This window comes from Pseudomonas sp. NPDC089408 (assembly GCF_044749445.1).
GTDB lineage: Bacteria > Pseudomonadota > Gammaproteobacteria > Pseudomonadales > Pseudomonadaceae > Aquipseudomonas.
Window position 1 is genome coordinate 189,646 of record NZ_JBIVHY010000005.1, and the last position, 19,198, is coordinate 208,843.

Here is a 19,198-nt window from a genome sequence, read left to right on the forward strand (position 1 = left end):
GGTAGGCCCGTTTTCTTGTTGTTGTGAGGTCACGCCCTCGCGGTGAGGGTGAAGAAAACCTAGTCGGGCAACAGTAAAAAAACAAGTTGATTTTTTACTGAAGCTACACTTTCATAAACAAAACAAGAACAACAGCGCACCGGAGCCGCCTGTATGCAGAACGCCTTCCCCCACCTGTTTGAACACTTGCAGATCCGCGGCAAGCGCTTGAAGAACCGCATCATGTCCACCGGCCACGACACCTGCCTGCCCACCGACAACCTGGTCAACGACAAGTTGATCGCCTACCAGCGCGATCGCGCAGCGGGTGGCGTTGGCCTGATCGTGCTGCAGGTTGCCGGGGTACACGACAGCGCCCGCTACACCTCGCATGTGCTGATGGCCACCGATGATGCCTGCATCGAAGGCTATCGCCAGCTTGCCGAGGCCTGCCATGAACACGGCACCGTGGTGCTGTCGCAATTGTTTCACCCCGGGCGGGAGATCATGGAATCGGCTGACGGCCTGCTAGCAGTGGCTTACTCGGCCTCTGCGGTACCCAACGAGCGCTTCCGGGTCATGCCACGCGCCCTCGACCAGGCCATGATTGACGAGATCGTCCAGGGCTATGCCGGTGCGGCCCGCCGCCTGCACCAGGCCGGGCTGGACGGCGTTGAAGTGGTCGCCAGCCATGGCTACCTGCCGGCGCAGTTCCTCAACCCACGGGTCAACCTGCGCACAGATGGCTACAACGGCGGCCTCGAACAACGCCTGCGGTTCTTGCGCGAAGTGCTGGCCGCTGTGCGCGCCGCCACCGACGAGCAGTTCATCATCGGCCTGCGCATCAGCGCCGACGAGCGCGATAGCCAGGGCCTGAGCGAAGACGAGTCGCTGGCTGCCGCCGTTGCCTTGCAGGGCCAGCTCGACTACCTGCACATCGTCGCCGGCACCTCGGCTTCGCTCGGCGGCGCCGTGCATATCGTCCCGCCCATGGCCATCGAGCCCGCCTACCTGGCCCGCGAGGCGGGTACCTTCAAGCAGCAACTGGATATCCCGCTATTCGTTACCGGGCGCATCAACCAGCCCCAGGAAGCCGAACTGATCCTGGCGCGCGGCCAGGCCGATGTATGCGGCATGACCCGGGCGCTGATCTGCGACCCGTCAATGCCGAACAAGACCGAGCGGGGCCAGGTCGAGGACATACGGGCCTGCATCGCCTGCAACCAGGCATGTATCGGTCATTTCCATCGTGGCCTGGCCATCTCCTGCATCCAGCGCCCGGAAACCGGACGTGAACTGCAGTACGGGCAGCTAAAGCGCACTGAATCGCCCAAGCGCATCCTGGTCGCCGGCGGCGGCCCGGCCGGCATGAAGGCTGCCGCCGTGGCTGCCGCACGCGGGCACCAGGTGACGCTGTACGAGGCCGGCCCGCAACTGGGTGGGCAGGTGTTGCTGGCGCAGTTGCTGCCACGGCGCAGCGAGTTCGGCGGGGCTAGCACCAACCTGCAGCGGGAAATGGCCCTGGCCGGTGTGGAAGTCGTGCGCAACACCCGCGTCGACCGCGCCCTGGTCGAACGCGAACGCCCCGACCTGGTCATTGCCGCGACGGGCGCCACACCCTACTGGCCGGCATTCGAGCGCACCGGCGAGCTGCAGGTAGTAGATGCCTGGCAAGTGCTACGCAATGAAGTGAAGCTGGGCCGCTCGGTGCTGGTGGTCGACTGGCGCTGTGACTGGATCGGCCCCGGTATCGCCGAAAGGCTGGTTCGCGAGGGCCATCAGGTGCAGTTGGCGGTCAACGGTACGCATTGCGGCGAAAGCCTGCCGCTGTATGTGCGCGACCAACTGGCCGGTGAACTGCATCGCCTGGGCATACCCATCACCCCCTATGCCCGCCTGTATGGCAGCGACGACAACACGGTGTACCTGCAGCACACCGCCAGCGGCGAACCGATGATCTTCGAAGGCATCGACACCTTGGTGCTGTGCCTGGGCCATCAGCCGGAAGACCGCCTGGCCAGCGAACTGGCAGGCCTGGTAGAGGTACGGCGGATTGGCGACTGCTTGGCACCGCGTACCGCCGAAGAAGCGATTCACGATGGCCTGACGGTTGCCTGGGCGCTTTGAGGCTGTACATACTGCGCCTTTTACGATGGACCGACGTGCATGAGCCAACTCCCCCTGTCCCCCGCCCCTGAAACCGGGGCCGCCGCGCCGCAGTTTCTCGGCACCCGCATCCGCGGCCTGCGCAAGCGCCGCGGCATGACCCTGGCGGAGCTGGCCGCACACAGTGAACTGACCGCTGGCTACATCAGCCAGCTGGAGCGCAACCTCTCCTACCCGTCGATTCCGGCGCTCTTCAACATTGCCCGCAGCCTGGGCGTGACCATCCAGTGGTTCTTCGCCAGCGAAGCCACCACGGCACCCGAGGACCAGGGCTACGTGGTGCGGCGCAACAGCCGCCTGAGCGTGCATTACGAAGACGGCATTGTCGATCAGTTGCTGACCCCACAGCCCAATCGACAGCTCGAGATCCTGCACTCACGCTTTCCCCCGGGCACCTATAGCCAGCAAAGCTATAGCCATGACGGTGAAGAGGCCGGTTACATCCTCAGCGGCGTCTTTGAGCTGTGGGTGGGCGAGCGGCACTTCCAGTTGGGCGAAGGCGACAGTTTCAGCTTCTCGAGCCAGGAGCCGCACCGTTATGGCAACCCGGGCGAGGTTGATGCCGTGGTGATCTGGGTGATCACGCCGCCAACATTCTGAAGCACGCCTGCAGGCCTGCGTAACACCGTTGCGGTGCCATCAACGTACGGCTGATGCAACAATCCCGGTAGCCTGAAACGGCCTCATCGCCGGCAAGCCAGCTCCCATAGTTACTGCACATGACTTGAAGTCGATGCGGTCGATGTGGGAGTTGGCTTGCCGGCGATGAGGCCGTTTCAGGCTTATCGCTGGGGATCAGGCAGCAACAAACAGCGCGTTGGCAATCTGCGCCTGGGCAGCATCAATCGCCTGGGTGCGCTGCTCTGGGCCATAGGCCAGGCCATGGGCGCGGACGATTTCCAGGTCGGTTACACCGATGAAACCAAGGAACACTTTCAGGAAGTCTTCATGCCCGGCGCCAGTCGGTTGGCCAGCGTGCAGGCCGCCGGCAGTCGAAACCAGCACCACCTTCTTGTTGCCGCACAGGCCTTCCGGGCCCGCTTCGGTGTAGCGGAACGTCTTGCCGGCCACGGCCACGCGGTCGATCCAGGCCTTGAGCTGGGTCGGCACGGTGAAGTTGTACATCGGCGCGCCAATCACCACAGCATCGGCAGCCAGGAATTCTTCCAGGGTTTCGGCGCTCAACTTGGCCTCGAAGGCCTGGGCGGCGTCACGCATGTCTTCCGGCGTGCCTGCAGCTACCAAGGTAGCGGCAGAGAAGTGGGCGATGGCGTCGGCGGCCAGGTCGCGGTACACCACCTCTACGGTTGGCTCTGCGGCTTTCCAGGCTTCAACCACTTCGCGGCTCAATTGGCGGGAGGCGGAATTGTCGCCCAGGATGCTCGAATCGATGTGCAACAGTTTCATGGGACTCTCCTGTGATTGAAGACCGCATCTGTGGGCGGTCACGATGGGGAGAATCCTACCGGGATGATTAATGACTGATAAGCCGGTAAAAATGCGTTAGTTTGTCCCACGAGTGGAACAGTGAGACATTCCCATGCAAGACCTCAACGACCTTTTCTATTTTGCCCGCGTGGTCGAAGCCGGCGGTTTCGCTGCCGCCGGGCGCCAGTTGGGCATCCCCAAGTCACGCCTGTCGCGGCGTATCGCCGAGCTCGAAGAGCGCCTGGGCACCCGCCTGCTGCAACGCACCACACGGCAGCTCAAGCTCACCGCCGTGGGCGAGCGCTACCTGCATCATTGCCAGGCCATGTTGTTGGAGGCTGAAGCCGCCGATGAAACCGTGGCCAGCATGAGCAGCGAACCGCGCGGGCGCTTGCGGGTGTCGTGCCCGGTGGCGTTGGCCCATGCCTTCTTGCCGGATGTGATCAGCCGCTTTCTTGAGCAGTACCCGCTGGTGCAACTGGACATGGTACTGCTCAACCGCCGTGTCGACTTGATTTCCGAAGGGATCGACGTAGCGTTGCGTGTGCGCGACCTGGGGGATGAAGACCCGGCCCTGGTCACCCGCCGCCTGCGCCAGGCCCAAATGCAGTTGGTGGCTGCCCCGGGCTTTGCCGACCACATTCGCGAACCGGCCGAGTTGGCGTCGTTGCCTGTGCTGGGCGCCGCCGAGGCAGACCGGCTGGTCCACTTCCGCCTGCTCGGCCCCAACGGCAAGCAGCAGGAAATAGCCTTGGAACCACGCCTGGCCATCGATGATTTCGTAGTACGTAATGCTGCTGTACGGGCCGGCCTGGGCTTTACCGCCTTGCCCAGCATGTTCTGTGAAGAAGAACTGGAACGCGGCGAATTGGTGCGCCTGCTGCCAGACTGGTCACTGCCGGGTGGCTACCTGCAGGCGGTGTATCCGCACCGGCGCGGCTTGCTGCCGGCAGTGCGGGTGTGGATCGATCACCTGGCGGCGTCGTTCGAGGCGTGTGGAGAGCGATATGTCTGAAAGGAAGATGAGCGAAGCCGAAGTGGCGGCGTTTTGCCTGAGCCTGCCGGGGGCGCGGGAAGACTACAAGTGGGGTGGCATCCGGGTGTTCTCGGTGGCAGGCAACAAGATGTTCGCGGTGCTTGACCTGGCGGGTGCGGGGTTGTCGTTTAAAGTGGCCGACGATTTGTTTCTGGGTTATTGCGACCGCCCCGGGGTACGGCCGGCGCCTTATCTGGCAAGGGCGCGGTGGATCAGTATGGCGCTGCCCTACCCCATGGGGCGGGATGAGTTGTGTGACTTGTTGCAACGCTCGCACCAGTTGGTGGTGCGGCGCTTGCCGAAGCGGATGCAGGTGGGGTTGTTGGTTTGAGCCAGCCTGTGCCGGCCTGTGGGAGCGGGCTTGTCCCGCGAAGCAAACGACGCGTTGCTTGGGCACCGGCTATGCCGGTGTTCGCGGGACAAGCCCGCTCCCACAGGGCCGGCACAGCAACCGATCAACCTACAGGCAGATAAAGCCCATCAAAAAAAAGCCAATCCGCCCAGAACACCTGGTGCACCAGCACAATCCCCCAGAACACCAACTGGTACGAAACCTTGCGGGTCTTGTGCCGGAACAGCTGCTGCGCCAGCAGCGCCCCCGGCCAGCCACCCAGCAGCTCACTGGCATGCAGCACTTTTTCGGGCGTGCGCCAGGCCTGCGTGCGCGCCTGCTGTTTATCCTGCCAATACAGCAACAGGCTGATCAGGCTCATCGCCGGGTACAGCGCCAACGGCCACCAGGCCTGGTCGTTCCAGGCCATGCGCGCAGCCCCCATAACCGGCAGCAGGCACAGCACAGCCAACAGCAGCGCCTTCAGCCGCACATTGCGCACGCCTTCCACCCGTTGCCCGCGCAGCGCCTCAGCCATGGGCGGTCGACCAGTCAACCCAGCCAAACTGCCAAGTCGCCAGAATCAGCAGGCCGAACACGATGCGATACCAGGCAAACGCCGCGTAGCTGTGGTTGGCAATGAACTTGAGCAGCGCCCGCACAGCGATCATGGCAAAGATGAACGAGGTCACGAAGCCAAGCGCAAACACCGGCAGGTCGCTGGGCTGGAACAGGTCGCGGTACTTGTAGCCTGAGTACACCGCTGCGCCGACCATCGTCGGCATCGCCAGGAAGAACGAAAACTCGGTTGCGGCCTTGCGCGACAGGCCAAACAGCAGGCCGCCGATGATGGTCGAGCCGGAACGCGAAGTCCCCGGGATCATCGCCAGGCACTGAACGAAACCGATCTTCAGCGCGTGGCTCCAGCGCATGTCATCCACATGGTCCACCTGCACAGGGTGATCGCGGCGCTCGGCCCAGAGCATGATCACACCGCCCACCACCAGGGCAGCCGCCACGGTGATCGGGTTGAACAGGTATTCGTGAATCAGGTCGGCAAACAGCACACCCAGCACCACCGCCGGCATGAACGCCAACAGCAGGTTGCCGGTGAAACGCCGTGCCTTGGGCTGGCTGGCCAGGCCGAACACCACCTCGAGAATCTTGCTGCGAAACTCCCACACTACCGCCAGGATTGCCGCCAGCTGAATGATGATGTTGAAAGCCATGGCCCGTTCACCACCAAAACCTATCAGGTCGGCGACGATTATCTGGTGGCCGGTACTGGAGATCGGCAAAAACTCCGTCAGCCCTTCCACCACGCCCAAGATGATTGCCTGGAAGGCAGTCCAAAAATCCATCATTCCCCCGATGGAGCGCTGCTCGTGGCAGGCCCCTTGTTCTTGATTTGCTTATGATTGCCGCACGCGGCCCGGCAGTTTTACAGCGACTGTTGGGACCAGCGCCAGTGGAAAAGTTCACGTCGGCTAAAGGTTTCATCTTGCGCGGCCGAAATCCTAGCAGAGCGCCTTTGCAATCGCCTTACACGGCTTGCTGCAGACTGTTACAAACATAGCACTTAGCCATTAGTCGTGTGGGGCGTGCGTGCAAAGCATGCTTGGATGCATCTGAATAAAAAGAACAATGCGGGAGCTCCTGGATGAAGACGCTGAGATCGATGTCGATCAGCCGCCGACTGTGGCTGATCCTTGTGGTGGCAGTGGCCATGCTGGTGGTGCTGGGGCTGCTGATGCTGCGCCAGATCCACGGTGACCTGTACCAGGCCAAGGCGGAAAAGACCCGCCACGTGGTGCAGACCGCAGCCGGGGTACTGGCCTATTACCAAGGCCTGGAAGCGGCCGGCACGCTGAGCCGCGAAGCTGCCCAGCAACAGGCGCTGCAGGTGGTGCGGGCGCTGCGCTACGACCATGACGACTACTTCTGGATCAACGACCTGGGTCCGAAGATGATCATGCATCCGGCCAACCCCAAGCTTGATGGCCAGGACTTGTCAGCCGTGCGCGACCCCGACGGCTTTGCCGTATTCAACGAAATGGTCGCCCTGGCCCGTCAGCAGGACGCTGGCCCGGTCAATTACCGCTGGCCCAAGCCCGGCGCCAGCGAGCCGGTAGCCAAGACCTCCTATATACAGTTGTTCAAGCCATGGGGCTGGATCATCGGTTCGGGGGTGTACATCGATGACGTGCAGGCCGAATTCGCCCGCCAGCTGCGCGACGCCTCGCTGGTCGGCCTGGCCATTGCCTTGCTGATGGCGCTGGTGGTCATGCTGATTGCCCGCAGCATCGCTCGCCCGTTGCAGGAGGCGGTGCAGGCCATGGGCAACATTGCCAGTGGCGAAAGTGACCTGACCCGGCGCCTGGACACTCATGGTCGCGATGAAATCACCCACCTGGGCGAGCACTTCAACCGCTTCAATGGCAAGCTGCAAGGGGTGGTCGGCCAGCTGCAAGGGGCGGCGCATGCCCTGGCACAGTCGGCCGGGCACGTTGGCGACAATGCCGGCGCCGCGCAACAGCGCAGTGCTCAGCAATCACTGCAGATGGACCAGGTGGCCACCGCCGTCAACGAAGTGACCTATGCCGTACAGGACGTGGCCAAGACCGCCGAACAGGCCGCCGGCGAAATGCGCAGTGCACAGCAGCAGGTAACGCACGGCCAGCAGGCCATTCACGGGAGCCTGGTGCAGATTGACCGGTTGTCGTTGACCATCGACCAGGCCGTGCAGGTGATCCGCGACCTGGCCGGGCATAGCACGCGCATCGGTGGCGTGCTCGATGTCATCCGCTCCATCGCCGAACAGACCAACCTGCTGGCGCTGAACGCAGCCATCGAGGCGGCCCGGGCCGGCGAACAAGGCCGCGGGTTTGCCGTGGTCGCCGACGAGGTACGCCTGCTGGCCCAGCGTACAGCGCAGTCCACGGCCGAGATCCACACCATGATCGAGCACCTGCAGAGCCAGTCGGACGCTGCTGTGAGGGCGATCGACACCAGCAGCGAGGCATCGCGCCAGACCGTCGAGCAAGCACGCGAGGCCGGCGCCAGCCTGGACGCCATCAACCAGGCGCTGAACAACCTGACCGCCTTGAATGCCTCCATCGCCAGCGCCACCTTGCAGCAGTCGCATGTGGTCGAGGAAATCAACCGCAATGTGCTGGACACCGCCGGGCTGTCCCAGCAGACCGCCGATGCCGCGCGCCAGTCCAGCGATGCCGGGGTGGCGCTGGGGCGGTTGAGCGAGGAGCTGGAACAGCTGCTGCGCCAGTTCCGGGTGTAGATCCAAAACATGGCTTCCACCTGGCCTGCATCACCCTCAAGGCAGGCACAATACTTGTAGGAGCGGCCTTGCGTCGCGATGGGCTGCGCAGCAGCCCCTGCAATTTGTGCCTCTCTGCGCAAACCCTGGGGCTGCTGCGCAGCCCATCGCGACGCAAGGCCGCTCCTACAAGGGCCAGTGCTGGTCAGGAGAGATATGCATGCTGCCGCTAGCGTGCTACACGTTCCCCCACTGAACAGCTACAATCGCGCCCTCCCCCGCAGTCTCCAAGGATCGCCGATGTCCGGCCTTGAACTCATCGCCGCCGTCCTCGGCGTCACCGCTGTCTGGCTTACGGTCAAGCAGAATGCCTGGTGCTGGCCGATCGGCCTGGTCATGGTGCTTATTTATGGCTGGCTGTTCTACGAGGTAAAGCTGTACTCGGGCATGTTGCTGCAACTGGCCTATGCCGTCCTGCAGCTTTACGGCTGGTGGCAATGGAAGCGTCCCGGCCACGCTGAAGACGCCCGCCAGGTTTCCCGCCTGCAACGCCCGGCGCTGTTCTCCGGCCTGGCGGCCGGGGGGCTGCTGAGCGTCGCCCTCGGCGCGGCCATGGCCAACTGGACCGATGCCGCCCTGCCCTGGCTGGACGCGACCCTGACCGGCTTCAGCCTGGTCGCGCAACTGTGGATGGCGCAGAAGCGCCTGCAATGCTGGCCGCTGTGGGTGGTGGTCGACATCATCTATGTGGGCCAGTACTTGCAGCAACAACTGTATTTCACGGCGGGCTTCTTCATCGTACTGACCCTGATTGCCGTGCGCGGCTGGCTGGAATGGCGCCGTGACCCGGCGTTGGTGCAAGCATGAGCGGGCAGCAGGCGATGAAAGTGCTGGTCCTGTGCGGCCCCGAATCCAGCGGCAAAAGCTGGCTCAGCGGGGTAATCCAGGCGCATTTCGGTGGCGTGTTGGTGGGCGAGTACGTGCGTCATTTCATCGACCAGGAATGTCGTGATACTTGCTACGCCGACATCCCGACCATCGCCCGCGGCCAACTGACGTGGGAGGACCACGCCCGCGAGCAGGCACCGCCCCTGCTGATTCTCGACACCCACCTGCTCAGCAACATGCTCTGGAGCCGCGCGCTGTTCAACGATAGCCCCGCATGGCTGGAGCAGGCACTGCTGGCCCGGCGCTACGACCTGCACCTGCTGCTAAGCCCGCAAGGCGTGGACTGGGTTGCCGATGGCCAGCGCAGCCAACCCGCACTTGAAGACCGCCAGCGCTTTTTCGACGACAGCCTGCGCTGGCTGAAGCAGCATGGCCAAGCGCACACAATAATTGAGGGAAATTGGCCACAGCGCCAGTTGCTGGCACTGCAAACAGTGGCTAGGCTCATTGATAGCGATACGCCATCCTGCCCTACCGAGTGTTAAGCCACTGACACACCCCGGTGGGGCAAAGCCCCCGGAATTGCGGGGGTTTCCCCCGGTTATGGCCCAGTGTCAAATGCATGAAACACCCCTGCAAAAACCCTTCCAATCAAGGCCAGTGCTGGCTTGGCCGGCAATGCATGCGCCTGACTGTTTCAGCGCTGAGACAAAAGACGCCGCCATTTGTCAGCCCCCTGCCCTAACCGCTTGATCTGAAAACCCTTCTTAAAAGCGGCACAGCTTCTGCTCTGTCCTTCGCATCGCTGATCAGGGCCAGCGCACAGAGAAGGAATTGCCGTCGTGAGGAAAACAGACAAACGCCTTTATCACGTCTTGCTGCTGGGGTGCGTACTGGGGACGCTGAGCCTCACGGCGCAAGCAGACAACGGGATTATCATCATCACCCGCGACGTACAGGTGCGCAACGCGACGATTCCGCCGCTAAGGCCTGACCCTAACCCCACCACCGTCAATGCCAACCCTTCTGCCCAAGTGCTGAAACAGACCAGCGAGCTCAGTGACGGCGACTTCGCCAGTATCAGCAGCGGTGCTGGCATCAGCAACATGATTACCCAGCAGACCAACAATCTGGGCGGCAACCTCGTCAACCAGAACCAGTTACCCAACCTGTCGGGCGGCCGTGGCACCGGTGGAGCGGGCAATGGTATCTCCAACATGGTCAATTCGAGCGTGCAACGCGGCCTGGCGCCGCTGCAGATCCTGACCGGCGGGGGCAAGTGAGATGAAGCACACGCTGCTGATGCTGGCTGCCCTGTGCAGTGTTCCGGCCCTTGCCCAGTCCCCCGTTCCCGTCATAAACAGTGCCGATATCGACAACTCCGGCAGCCGCTACCAAGGCAACCTCACCGTCAACCAGGCTGCCGGCGACCAGCAACAGCAGGCCAATGCCCGCGCTATCGCCGTTGGCCCCGAAGCCAACGCCAACACCCAGATCCGGCAACGGCTCAATACCCCCACCGACCCCAGAATGGACGCCCGCGCGACCATTCAGGGCAACGCCTTCAGCAACGGTAGCGGCGCCCTGGGCGTCAACCAGAGCGCTGGCGCCAATACCCAGCAAGCCAACGCCATGAGCATCAGCATTGGTGCACAACCGCAAAGCATCGACGACAGCGTCCTCATGCAACAGAACGTGACGCTGCTCAACAACTCCGGCGCAACTGACATCCCGGCCGGCTACCGCCAGGTCACTACCAGTGACCAGGCCTTCACCGGTAGCCGTGGGGTGATCCAGTTGAACCAGAGTGCCGGGGTGGGAAACCGCATGGCCAACACCTTGAGCATCCGGGTCGCGGACTGACCCTTTCAGTTAAGAACGACACTTAACCAAACTAGAGTACGGAGAATCACCATGAAACCCTCGATGGCAATCAAGCCTCTTGTGTTCGCAATTGCTGCGGTCATGGCTGTTGCTGTACAAGCTGACCAGAACGACCGCCGCGGCGGTCACAACAACAACGGTAACAACAACCAGACCCGGATCCCGATCTCGGCCACTGCCAATGCCCTGGATACCCAGCGCAGCGTAGACAATGCCATCACCAACCAAGGCACCATCAACGAAGCCGAGATGAGCAGCTCGGCTACCGGTGCCAGCGGCAACGTCGGCGTCAACGTGGCGGCCGGTAATGGCAACCAGCAGGGCAACGCATCGGCAATTGCCAACGCGGCCGCAGATACGACGCTGGACAACAGCTTTGTCTTCGGTGACGCCGAGGCCAATGCCGAAGTCAGCCAGGTCAGCAACCGCAACCGGGTCGACAACTGGTCCACCCAGTCCTCCGCGGTCATGAGCGGGTCGGGCGAAGGCAGCTCGGGTAACGTCGGTATCAACATTGCTGGCGGCGACCTGAACCAGCAGAAAAACAGCATGGCCATCGCCAATGCGAACGCCGGCCTGGGTAATTCCACCGCCTCTGCCACTGCTGACCAGAACGGCCCAGGCCTGGTGGTCAACAACGCCGCTGATCGCACCTACCGCGTGGATACGCTGACCTTCACCACGACCAGAACCGGGTCTAGCTCGCGCGAAGGCACGTTCGACTCGACCGATGACCGCAGCTCGTCGTCAAGCTTCAACCTGGCTGGCTCGCAAAGCGCAAGCTCCAGCGGCTCGAACGGCTGGACCTCCAGCGGTTCCAGCAGCTCGAACGCCAGCGGCTCGAACAGCTCGAGCGCCAGCGGCTCCAATAGCTCCAGTGCCAGTGGCAGCAACAGCGCCAGTGCCAGCGGCTCCAACAGCTGGAACGCCAGCGGCTCGGTTGGCGGCACTGCCAGCTCGTCCAGCAGCTCTAGCCTGACCGCAACGCTGGCGGCCGCAGCCGATGCTACCCGTACCATCACCAGTGATGATGGCCGCCGCGAACGCACCCGCACCGACAGCTTCGACGGTTCGCTCAATGCCTCGCTCGATGTTGATGTGGACCGCTCTAGCAACAGTGCGTATGACGCATCGTTCGAAAAGGCCTTCGATTCGTCCTTCGACACCTCGCGTGAATCGGCATACGACCGCAGTCGCGAATCGTCCTACGACCGGACCCGTGATTCTTCGTATGACAAGTCTCGCGACTCGTCGTATGAGAAAGCTCACGAGTCGACTTACGCCAACGCTTCGGAATCGGCGTATGAAAAGTCTGGCGAGCAATCGTCGCAGTCCTCGAACGACGTTTCGAAGAGCTACAGCGAAAGCAGCGCCTACGACTTGAGCAACACCGTGTCCTTCCAAGTGCTGACCCCGACCGGCTGGGCCAACCCTGTTACCAACACTGCAACCCTTAGCGGTTCGGTGAACGGTGGCAGCGGCAACCTGGGCGTGAACGTGGCGGCCGGTGTAGGCAACCAGCAGAGCAACTCGCTGGCCATCTCCAACACCTCGTTCTAAGCGTTGCACGTAAGGCCCCCTTCGGGGGGCCTTTCTTCAACAGAACCGGAAGGCATCCGATCATGCGCATTATTGCCCTGGCGTTTTTGCTGTGCCTGGCCAGCGTGAGCGAAGCTGCACAAATGCCGCTGTCCGTACTGCCGGGTGGCGGCGTGGTATTCAAGCCGATCCAGAGCGTGCGCGAACGCAAGTTCGCCGACCTGGTGCAGCAGAAAACCGACTTCAGTTGCGGCGCCGCCGCACTGGCGACCATCCTGCGCCAGGCTTACTGGCTGGATGTCGACGAACACCAGATCATCGAAGGCATGCTGGCCCACGCCGATCAGGACCTGGTACGCACCCAGGGTTTTTCGATGCTCGACATGAAACGCTATGTGGAAAGCCTGGGCATGCGTGCCCGCGGCTACCGGGTGGCTCCGGACACCTTGCACAATGTGCGCATCCCGGTTGTGGTGCTGATGGATATCCGTGGCTACAAGCACTTCGTGGTCATGCAGAAAGTCGACAACGGCTGGGTGTATATCGGTGACCCGGTATTGGGCCACAAACGCTACAAGCTCGCAGACTTCCTGAAAGGCTGGAACGGCATCATCTTTGCGGTGATCGGCCAAGGCTACGACAAAGGCAACGTGTTGCTCGACCCTCCGTTGCCCCTGACCGCCAAGGGCCGTGTAAACGGCTTTACCCCGGTCAAGGACACAGACCTGCTGGACTTCGGTTTTATCAAAAGCGACTTCTTCTAACGACTCTTCCAATGACAGGGCGCATGAGGCGCCGGGGAGCATTTCATGAAGACCCCTTTTTGGCTGGCTATGGTTTGCCTGGCTTCCAGCCTGCCTACGCAAGCAGAGACCTTCAAACCGATCGAGCTGAAGGATCAAGAGTTGGCTAACTTGCGGGGTCGCTACGTGATGCCCGGGCGTATCGTGAGTTTCGGCATTGTCATGAGCAGCACCTGGCAGAATGCCAAGGGGGACGTGATCGGTGCCACTAGCACCCTGCACGTGCAACAGTCCACGCCCCAACCGCAATTCTACGTATCCATGATCGACGAAAAGGGTACTGGCTCGCCGTCAGCCAGCGGCGCAGCCCCGACCGCAGGCACCGGCACCGTGACCGGCGGTGCGGGGCTTGGCAGCACCGAGGGTGTGACGCAGGTTGTCCGGGCGGCCGGCGATAACAACAGCGCCTACAACAACGTCGACATCAACGTCACCAAGGCCAACGAAGCGCCTGTAGTCCAGCCACAAGGCCAGGTGCTGGCGGCCGGCCAGACCTTGACCGCAGCGAACGGCGCCGGCGCGCTCAGCGTGTCATCCACCGGTGTGGGCGTACAGCTCAACATCAATGCCAGTGACAACCAAGGCAGCAGCGTACAGCGCCTGGCTCAGGGCGGGCTGATGCAGAACACCACATTGCTTGGCAACGGTAACCACATCAATAACATCACCTCGCTCAACGTGGTCATGCGTGAAAGCGTGCCGACAGCCGCTTCGCTCAACGGCAATCTGGACCAGCTCAAAGGTCTTCGCACTCTCGGATACTGATCTACGCTCAGTCTCATCAAAAGTAGTCGGAAGGGACGGCAACTCCATGCACCGATCTTTATCGCTCAGAGCTTTTGTATGTTTGACCACCCTGGCACCCGCCACCTCGCTATACGCAGCCGCCGACCCTCAAGTGGAGGCCCTGAAACAGGAGCTGATCGAGCTCAAGCGCCAGTATGCAGCGCAGCAGCAAGCGTTGATGGTATTGGAGCAACGTGTGCGGCAGGTCGAGGAGACGCCCGCCGCGCCGCAGCCTAAACGCCTGGTCAAATCCCCTGCCGAAGGGGTCAAGGGCGCACAGACTGTGGCCTCTGGCGCCCCGGGCACCACCGGCAGCTCGTATGGCCAGGCACTGGCTGCTGATGCGGAGCCAGCACAGAGCGTGTCCAACCTGTACGACGAAGCCAGCGGTTTCTTTGGTGGCGGCAAGTTCAGCCTGGAAACCGGCGTTACCTATACCCACTACGACACCCGTGCGCTGACCCTCAACGGCTTCCTCGCGCTGGATTCCATTTTTCTCGGCAACATCAACCTGGACAGGATCAAGGCTGATAACTGGACTCTGGACCTGACCGCACGCTATAACCTGGCGCAGCGTTGGCAATTCGACATCAACGTGCCCGTGGTCTACCGCGAATCCACCTATTCGTCTGGTGGCGCAGGCGGCGCCGGGGCGGCCAGTTCCGATGCGTCGGTGACGCGCGACCCGGAGATCGGCGACGTCAACGTCGGGGTGGCCTACAAGTTCCTCGACGAGGACGAAACCTGGCCTGACGCCGTGGCCACCTTGCGCATCAAGGCACCGACCGGCAAGGACCCGTATGGCATCAAGCTGCGCGAGGTCGACGGCAACAGCAACCTGTCGGTACCGGAAAGCCTGCCGACGGGCAACGGCGTCTGGTCGATCACGCCGGGCATCTCGCTGGTCAAGACCTTCGACCCCGCCGTGCTGTTCGGCAGCCTGTCCTACACCTACAACATGCAGGACTCGTTCAGCGACATCAGCCCACAGGTCAATAGCAAGGTGCCGGGTGACGTCAAGCTGGGTGACTCGTGGCAGATCGGCGGCGGTATCGCCTTCGCCCTGAACGAGAAAATGAGTATGTCGTTCTCGGTGTCCGACCAGTTTGCCCGCAAGAGCAAGATCAAGCCGGATGGCGGCGACTGGCAGTCGATCTCCAACAGTGACTACAACGCCGCCAACTTCAACATTGGCCTGACCTTCGCTGCCACCAACAACCTGACCATCGTGCCCAACTTGTCCATTGGTCTGACCGATGATGCGCCGGACTTCTCCTTCAGCCTGAAATTCCCCTACTACTTCTGATACTTGCTATTGGCCCGGCCCCCCTCGAGGGCCGGGCTTTTGGTTACCGGCTTTGTACCCGACCGCCTTCCCTGCCATGGCCTGTTATCATCATGCATAGATGCATGACGATTTAATGGCAAAAGGGAAGTTTTTGTGAAGAACCTGTCCGACCACCCACGTACCCGGCTTGCCGCACTGGCAGGCCTGGTGTTGGTGATCCCACTGGGTGCGCGCGCCATGCTGGGTTGGTCCAACCCGCTCGGTTATCTGTCCGACCTCGCCCTCGGCAGCCTGCTGCTGTTGCTTTTGCACCGCCGGCCATGGTGGCTGGCCTTGCCTGTACTGCTGGCCTGGGCGGCCCTGTGGGTGGCCTCGGCCGAGCTGGTCAGCGCCGTGGGCCGCTTGCCCACCAGCGCCGACCTGGCGTACCTGGTCGACCCGCAGTTCATGGAGAACTCCACTGGCGGTGGGCTGGCCCATGCCTGGCTGCCCGTGGTCATGGGCGCCGGCCTGCTGGCCTGGCTGGCCTGTGCCTGGCGCAGCCGGTCGCAACGTGGCCAGCCGCTGCCGCGCAAGGCTTGGGCCATACCGGTAATGCTGTTTAGCGCCCATTGGGGCAGCCAGCAGTTGCTGCCGTCCGACGCCGACCAGTGGCGGCAATACAACCTGACCCACCAGTTGATGTCTGCCGGGGTCGGCAACCTGGAACGCCAGGTCGAAGGCTGGATGGGCCATACGCAGCCCTTCACCCCGCTGCCCAGCGCCGGCCTGACCCAATCCGACCTGCATGGGCAGCGGCTGCTTGCCGGCCCGGGCAGCGCCCGCAACCTGTTGGTCATCACCCTCGAAGGCATCCCAGGCGCGTACCTGCGGCCTAATCGCCAGGCGCTGCACAGCCACTTCGACGAAGACCTGATGCCCAGGCTCGGCAAGTGGGCCGAACGCGGCATGAACACGCCCGATTACGTGCTGCATACCCACCAGACCATCCGTGGCCTGTACGCGATGCTGTGCGGTGACTACGACAAGCTGGCCAACGGCACGCCCAAGGGCGTGGAACTGCTGACCCAGAACGAACGCAACCAGGCCTGCCTGCCGGCGCAACTGCGCCAGGCCGGCTTCACCACCCATTACCTGCAGGGCGCGGGCCTGCGCTTCATGGCCAAGGACCGCATCATGCCGCACATCGGTTATGACTCGGTGCATGGCCTGGAGTGGTTCCGCAACAAGAACTACCTCGACTTCCCCTGGGGTAAGGATGACCGCGCCTTCTTCGAGGGCGCCCTGGGCTACGTCAGCCAGCTGCAGAAGCAGGACAAGCCGTGGATGCTGACCCTGCTCACCGTGGGCACTCACCAACCCTACTCGGCACCGGCCGAATACCTCGAACGTTTTGACACACCGAAACAGGCGGCGGTGGCGTACCTGGACGACGCGGTCGGGGCCTTCCTCGACAACCTCGAGCGCCAGGGCGTGCTGAAGGACACACTGGTGGTGCTGACCTCGGACGAATCCCATGGCATTGACGGCGTGCGCCTGGCGTCGTCGTGGGGCTTCAACCTGACCCTGGCCCCGGAACAGGCCCAGTTGCCGCACATCAAGCGCGGTACCTACGGCCACATCGACCTGGCCACCTCGCTGCTCGACTACTTCGCGCTGCCGATTCCCGTTGCGCTGGGCGGTCGCTCGCTGTACCGCGACTACGATACCGGCCGCGAAATGATCGCCTACACCAACGGCATGCTGCGTTACCACAACGGCCAGGGGGTGTTTACCGAGTGCGACTTCCAGCAGCGCTGCCGCCGTTACGCCAGCGAAGGCTTCATTGCCGAGCAGGCCCGCTACCTTGGCAGCGGCGACAGCATGCTCGGGCAGCAGATCGGCACCCTGGCCGGGGTGCTCGACCAGTCGCTGCTGCAAACGCCGCTCAACCTGCGCTACCAGTTCGGTGGCCCTGCGCCGATCAAGTTGCGCAAGCGCATTCATGATGACTGGGCCGACAACCTGATTGGCGCCCAGTACCTGGAAATGCCCGGGGGCTCGCATACGCGTGTACGCATCAAGGTGCGCTCGCTGGACCCGCGACACGCGGCTTATATCCAGCTCAAGGCCAAGCAACTGGAGCAGGACGTACCCCTGGGCCTGCCTGCCGAGGTTAAAGTCACCGCCGACCAGCCGCTGGAGATGGACTTCAGTTTCGAAAACCCCACCGAGCGCAAGGCGTTTTCCTTCCACTTGCTGGGCTATGGCGGCGGCAAGGTGGAAGTCAGCGACTTCAGCGTGATCACGGCGCTGCCGGGCGAGGATGATGCCGGCGAGGATCTGGCCGAGGGCCAGATCGCCCATTCGGGCTGAGCGCCCTACCGCTCATCGCCCCGCCATCGGTGCCTGTCGATTCGTTGTGAGCATGCTCGACTAGGGTTTGTACGAAAAGTCGCCGAGCGGTGATCAGGCAAGGCGAAAACAGGCGAGGAACGGCCGGGGTCGCGCCCGACTTTGCTGGTTGCAAATGAGCATTCCGAGCCTGTTTTCAACGCAGCATGATCGTCGCGCAGGCACTTTTCGTACAAACCCTAGTGTGTGAATCCCCTAATGTGGAGACAGCACCATGAGCACCAGCGAAAGCAGGCACCCGGCGGTTTCCCGTAGCCAGTGGCTGGCGGCCCGCCGGCAATTGTGGCTGCACGAAAAAGCCTTTACCCACCATCGCGACGCACTGGCTGCAGCCCGTCGCGACCTGCCATGGGTCAAGGTCGAGCACGACTATCGCTTTCACGGGCCGGACGGCGAGCTGGGCCTGGCCGAGCTGTTCGCCGGCCGCAGCCAGTTACTGCTTTACCACTTCATGTTCGCCGAAGGCTGGAGCGAGGGCTGCCCCGGTTGCTCGTTCCTGGCCGACCACTTTGACGGTGCCAACCTGCACCTGGCCCACCACGACGTATCGCTGGTGGCGGTGTCACGGGCGCCGTATGCCCAGTTTCAGGCGTTTCGCCGGCGCATGGGTTGGCAGTTCCCCTGGTATTCCTCGAATGGCAGCGGTTTCAACGAGGACTTTGGTGTGAGTGTGGCTACTGAGGGCGAGCGGCAGTACAACTATGAACCCTACAGCGGCAATGAAAGCGAGCTGCCTGGCCTGAGTGCGTTCTACCGCGAAGCGGACGGCAGCGTGTACCACACCTACTCGACCTATGCCCGCGGGCTGGACATTCTGGTCAATACCTACAACTTCCTCGACATTGCGCCACTAGGGCGCAACGAAGGCGGGACCATGGATTGGGTGCGGCACCATGACCGGTATGAAGGGCAGCCGGGCAAGCCCCATTGCTGCCATGAATGAAGCGGGCAGCAATGTTCCCTGTGGGAGCGGGTTCACCCGCGAAGAATCTCACGCGATGCATGGCACCGACTGCGCCGGTGTTCGCGGCGGTTCGACGCCTCGATGAACGCGCTCCTGCAATGGAAGGTGTCAAAGCGGTGATTATTGGCCCGCAGGCACGGCCTCTTCGCGGGTGAACCCGCTCCTACAATGGGCGGTGTCGGACCGGTGATTATTGGCCCGCAGGCTCGGCCTCTTCGCGGGTGAACCCGCTCCTACAAGGGGCGGTGTCGGACCGGCGATTGTTGGCCCGCAGGCTCGGCCTCTTCGCGGGTGAACCCGCTCCTACAATGGGCGGTGGCGGACCGGTGATTGTTGGTCCGCAGGCTCGGCCTCTTCGCGGGTGAACCCGCTCCTACAATGGGCGGTGTCGGACCGGTGATTGTTGGCCCGCAGGCTCGGCCTCTTCGCGGGTGAACG

General features: G+C 62.7%; 18 protein-coding genes. 15 read left to right on the forward strand and 3 right to left on the reverse strand.

The window, feature by feature from the left end; genetic code table 11:
* Positions 1-153 precede the first annotated feature (153 nt).
* Positions 154-2,106 (forward strand): FAD-dependent oxidoreductase, encoded by a 1,953-nt coding sequence (locus ACIP02_RS10825; RefSeq protein WP_400616094.1) that lies wholly within the window; start codon positions 154-156, stop codon positions 2,104-2,106.
* A 39-nt stretch (positions 2,107-2,145) separates the two neighbouring features.
* On the forward strand, positions 2,146-2,745 hold the full coding sequence (locus ACIP02_RS10830; RefSeq protein ID WP_400616096.1) for a helix-turn-helix domain-containing protein: 600 nt from the start codon (positions 2,146-2,148) through the stop codon (positions 2,743-2,745).
* Between the two features lie 195 nt (positions 2,746-2,940).
* Here ACIP02_RS10830 and ACIP02_RS10835 read toward each other — a convergent pair whose 3' ends face one another.
* Entirely contained in the window at positions 2,941-3,552 is a 612-nt protein-coding gene (locus tag ACIP02_RS10835; RefSeq protein ID WP_400616099.1) for an FMN-dependent NADH-azoreductase, read from the reverse strand.
* A gap of 133 nt (positions 3,553-3,685) precedes the next feature.
* Between ACIP02_RS10835 and ACIP02_RS10840 the strand changes: the two genes are divergently transcribed.
* Positions 3,686-4,588 carry a LysR substrate-binding domain-containing protein gene (locus ACIP02_RS10840; protein ID WP_400616101.1) on the forward strand — a complete coding sequence of 301 codons (903 nt, stop codon included), beginning with the start codon at positions 3,686-3,688 and terminating at the stop codon, positions 4,586-4,588.
* Positions 4,581-4,940 carry an MmcQ/YjbR family DNA-binding protein gene (locus ACIP02_RS10845; protein ID WP_400616103.1) on the forward strand — a complete coding sequence of 120 codons (360 nt, stop codon included), beginning with the start codon at positions 4,581-4,583 and terminating at the stop codon, positions 4,938-4,940. The genes ACIP02_RS10840 and ACIP02_RS10845 overlap by 8 nt, the downstream gene beginning before the upstream one ends.
* A 124-nt stretch (positions 4,941-5,064) precedes the next feature.
* On the opposite strand, the gene ACIP02_RS10850 is transcribed toward ACIP02_RS10845, so the two are convergent.
* A complete protein-coding gene (locus ACIP02_RS10850) occupies positions 5,065-5,478 on the reverse strand; it encodes a DUF1294 domain-containing protein (RefSeq protein WP_400616105.1) in 414 nt (137 codons plus the stop codon).
* A complete protein-coding gene (locus ACIP02_RS10855; protein ID WP_400616107.1) occupies positions 5,471-6,301 on the reverse strand; it encodes an undecaprenyl-diphosphate phosphatase in 831 nt (276 codons plus the stop codon). Before ACIP02_RS10855 ends, ACIP02_RS10850 begins: the two co-directional genes overlap by 8 nt.
* A gap of 299 nt (positions 6,302-6,600) precedes the next feature.
* Here ACIP02_RS10855 and mcpP point away from each other — a divergent pair, with 299 nt between their 5' ends.
* The 11 genes from mcpP to ACIP02_RS10910 all read left to right on the forward strand — a co-directional run bounded on the left by mcpP (position 6,601) and on the right by ACIP02_RS10910 (position 18,739).
* Positions 6,601-8,235: a methyl-accepting chemotaxis protein McpP gene (gene mcpP / locus ACIP02_RS10860; protein ID WP_400616109.1), complete on the forward strand. Its 1,635-nt coding sequence runs from the start codon at positions 6,601-6,603 to the stop codon at positions 8,233-8,235.
* Between the two features lie 279 nt (positions 8,236-8,514).
* The gene (gene pnuC / locus ACIP02_RS10865) at positions 8,515-9,081 is read left to right on the forward strand and encodes a nicotinamide riboside transporter PnuC (RefSeq protein ID WP_400616112.1); all 567 of its coding nucleotides are present in this window, start codon (positions 8,515-8,517) and stop codon (positions 9,079-9,081) included.
* Complete coding sequence (locus ACIP02_RS10870; protein WP_400616114.1) at positions 9,078-9,647, forward strand: AAA family ATPase; 570 nt, start codon at positions 9,078-9,080, stop codon at positions 9,645-9,647. The genes pnuC and ACIP02_RS10870 overlap by 4 nt, the downstream gene beginning before the upstream one ends.
* Before the next feature lie 297 nt (positions 9,648-9,944).
* Entirely contained in the window at positions 9,945-10,385 is a 441-nt protein-coding gene (locus ACIP02_RS10875; RefSeq protein WP_400616117.1) for a hypothetical protein, read from the forward strand.
* A 1-nt stretch (position 10,386) separates the two neighbouring features.
* Entirely contained in the window at positions 10,387-10,965 is a 579-nt protein-coding gene (locus ACIP02_RS10880; protein ID WP_400616119.1) for an adhesin, read from the forward strand.
* A 51-nt stretch (positions 10,966-11,016) separates the two neighbouring features.
* Positions 11,017-12,546, forward strand: a complete 1,530-nt coding sequence (locus ACIP02_RS10885) for a heme utilization protein (RefSeq protein ID WP_400616121.1) — start codon at positions 11,017-11,019, stop codon at positions 12,544-12,546.
* Between the two features lie 62 nt (positions 12,547-12,608).
* Positions 12,609-13,289, forward strand: coding sequence for a C39 family peptidase (locus ACIP02_RS10890; protein WP_400616123.1), 681 nt, complete (start codon positions 12,609-12,611; stop codon positions 13,287-13,289).
* Between the two features lie 45 nt (positions 13,290-13,334).
* Entirely contained in the window at positions 13,335-14,093 is a 759-nt protein-coding gene (locus tag ACIP02_RS10895; protein WP_400616126.1) for a hypothetical protein, read from the forward strand.
* Between the two features lie 46 nt (positions 14,094-14,139).
* Positions 14,140-15,420, forward strand: coding sequence for a hypothetical protein (locus ACIP02_RS10900; RefSeq protein ID WP_400616128.1), 1,281 nt, complete (start codon positions 14,140-14,142; stop codon positions 15,418-15,420).
* 135 nt (positions 15,421-15,555) lie between these two features.
* Positions 15,556-17,757 carry an LTA synthase family protein gene (locus ACIP02_RS10905; protein ID WP_400616131.1) on the forward strand — a complete coding sequence of 734 codons (2,202 nt, stop codon included), beginning with the start codon at positions 15,556-15,558 and terminating at the stop codon, positions 17,755-17,757.
* A gap of 253 nt (positions 17,758-18,010) precedes the next feature.
* Positions 18,011-18,739, forward strand: a complete 729-nt coding sequence (locus ACIP02_RS10910; protein WP_400616134.1) for a DUF899 domain-containing protein — start codon at positions 18,011-18,013, stop codon at positions 18,737-18,739.
* Positions 18,740-19,198 lie beyond the last annotated feature (459 nt).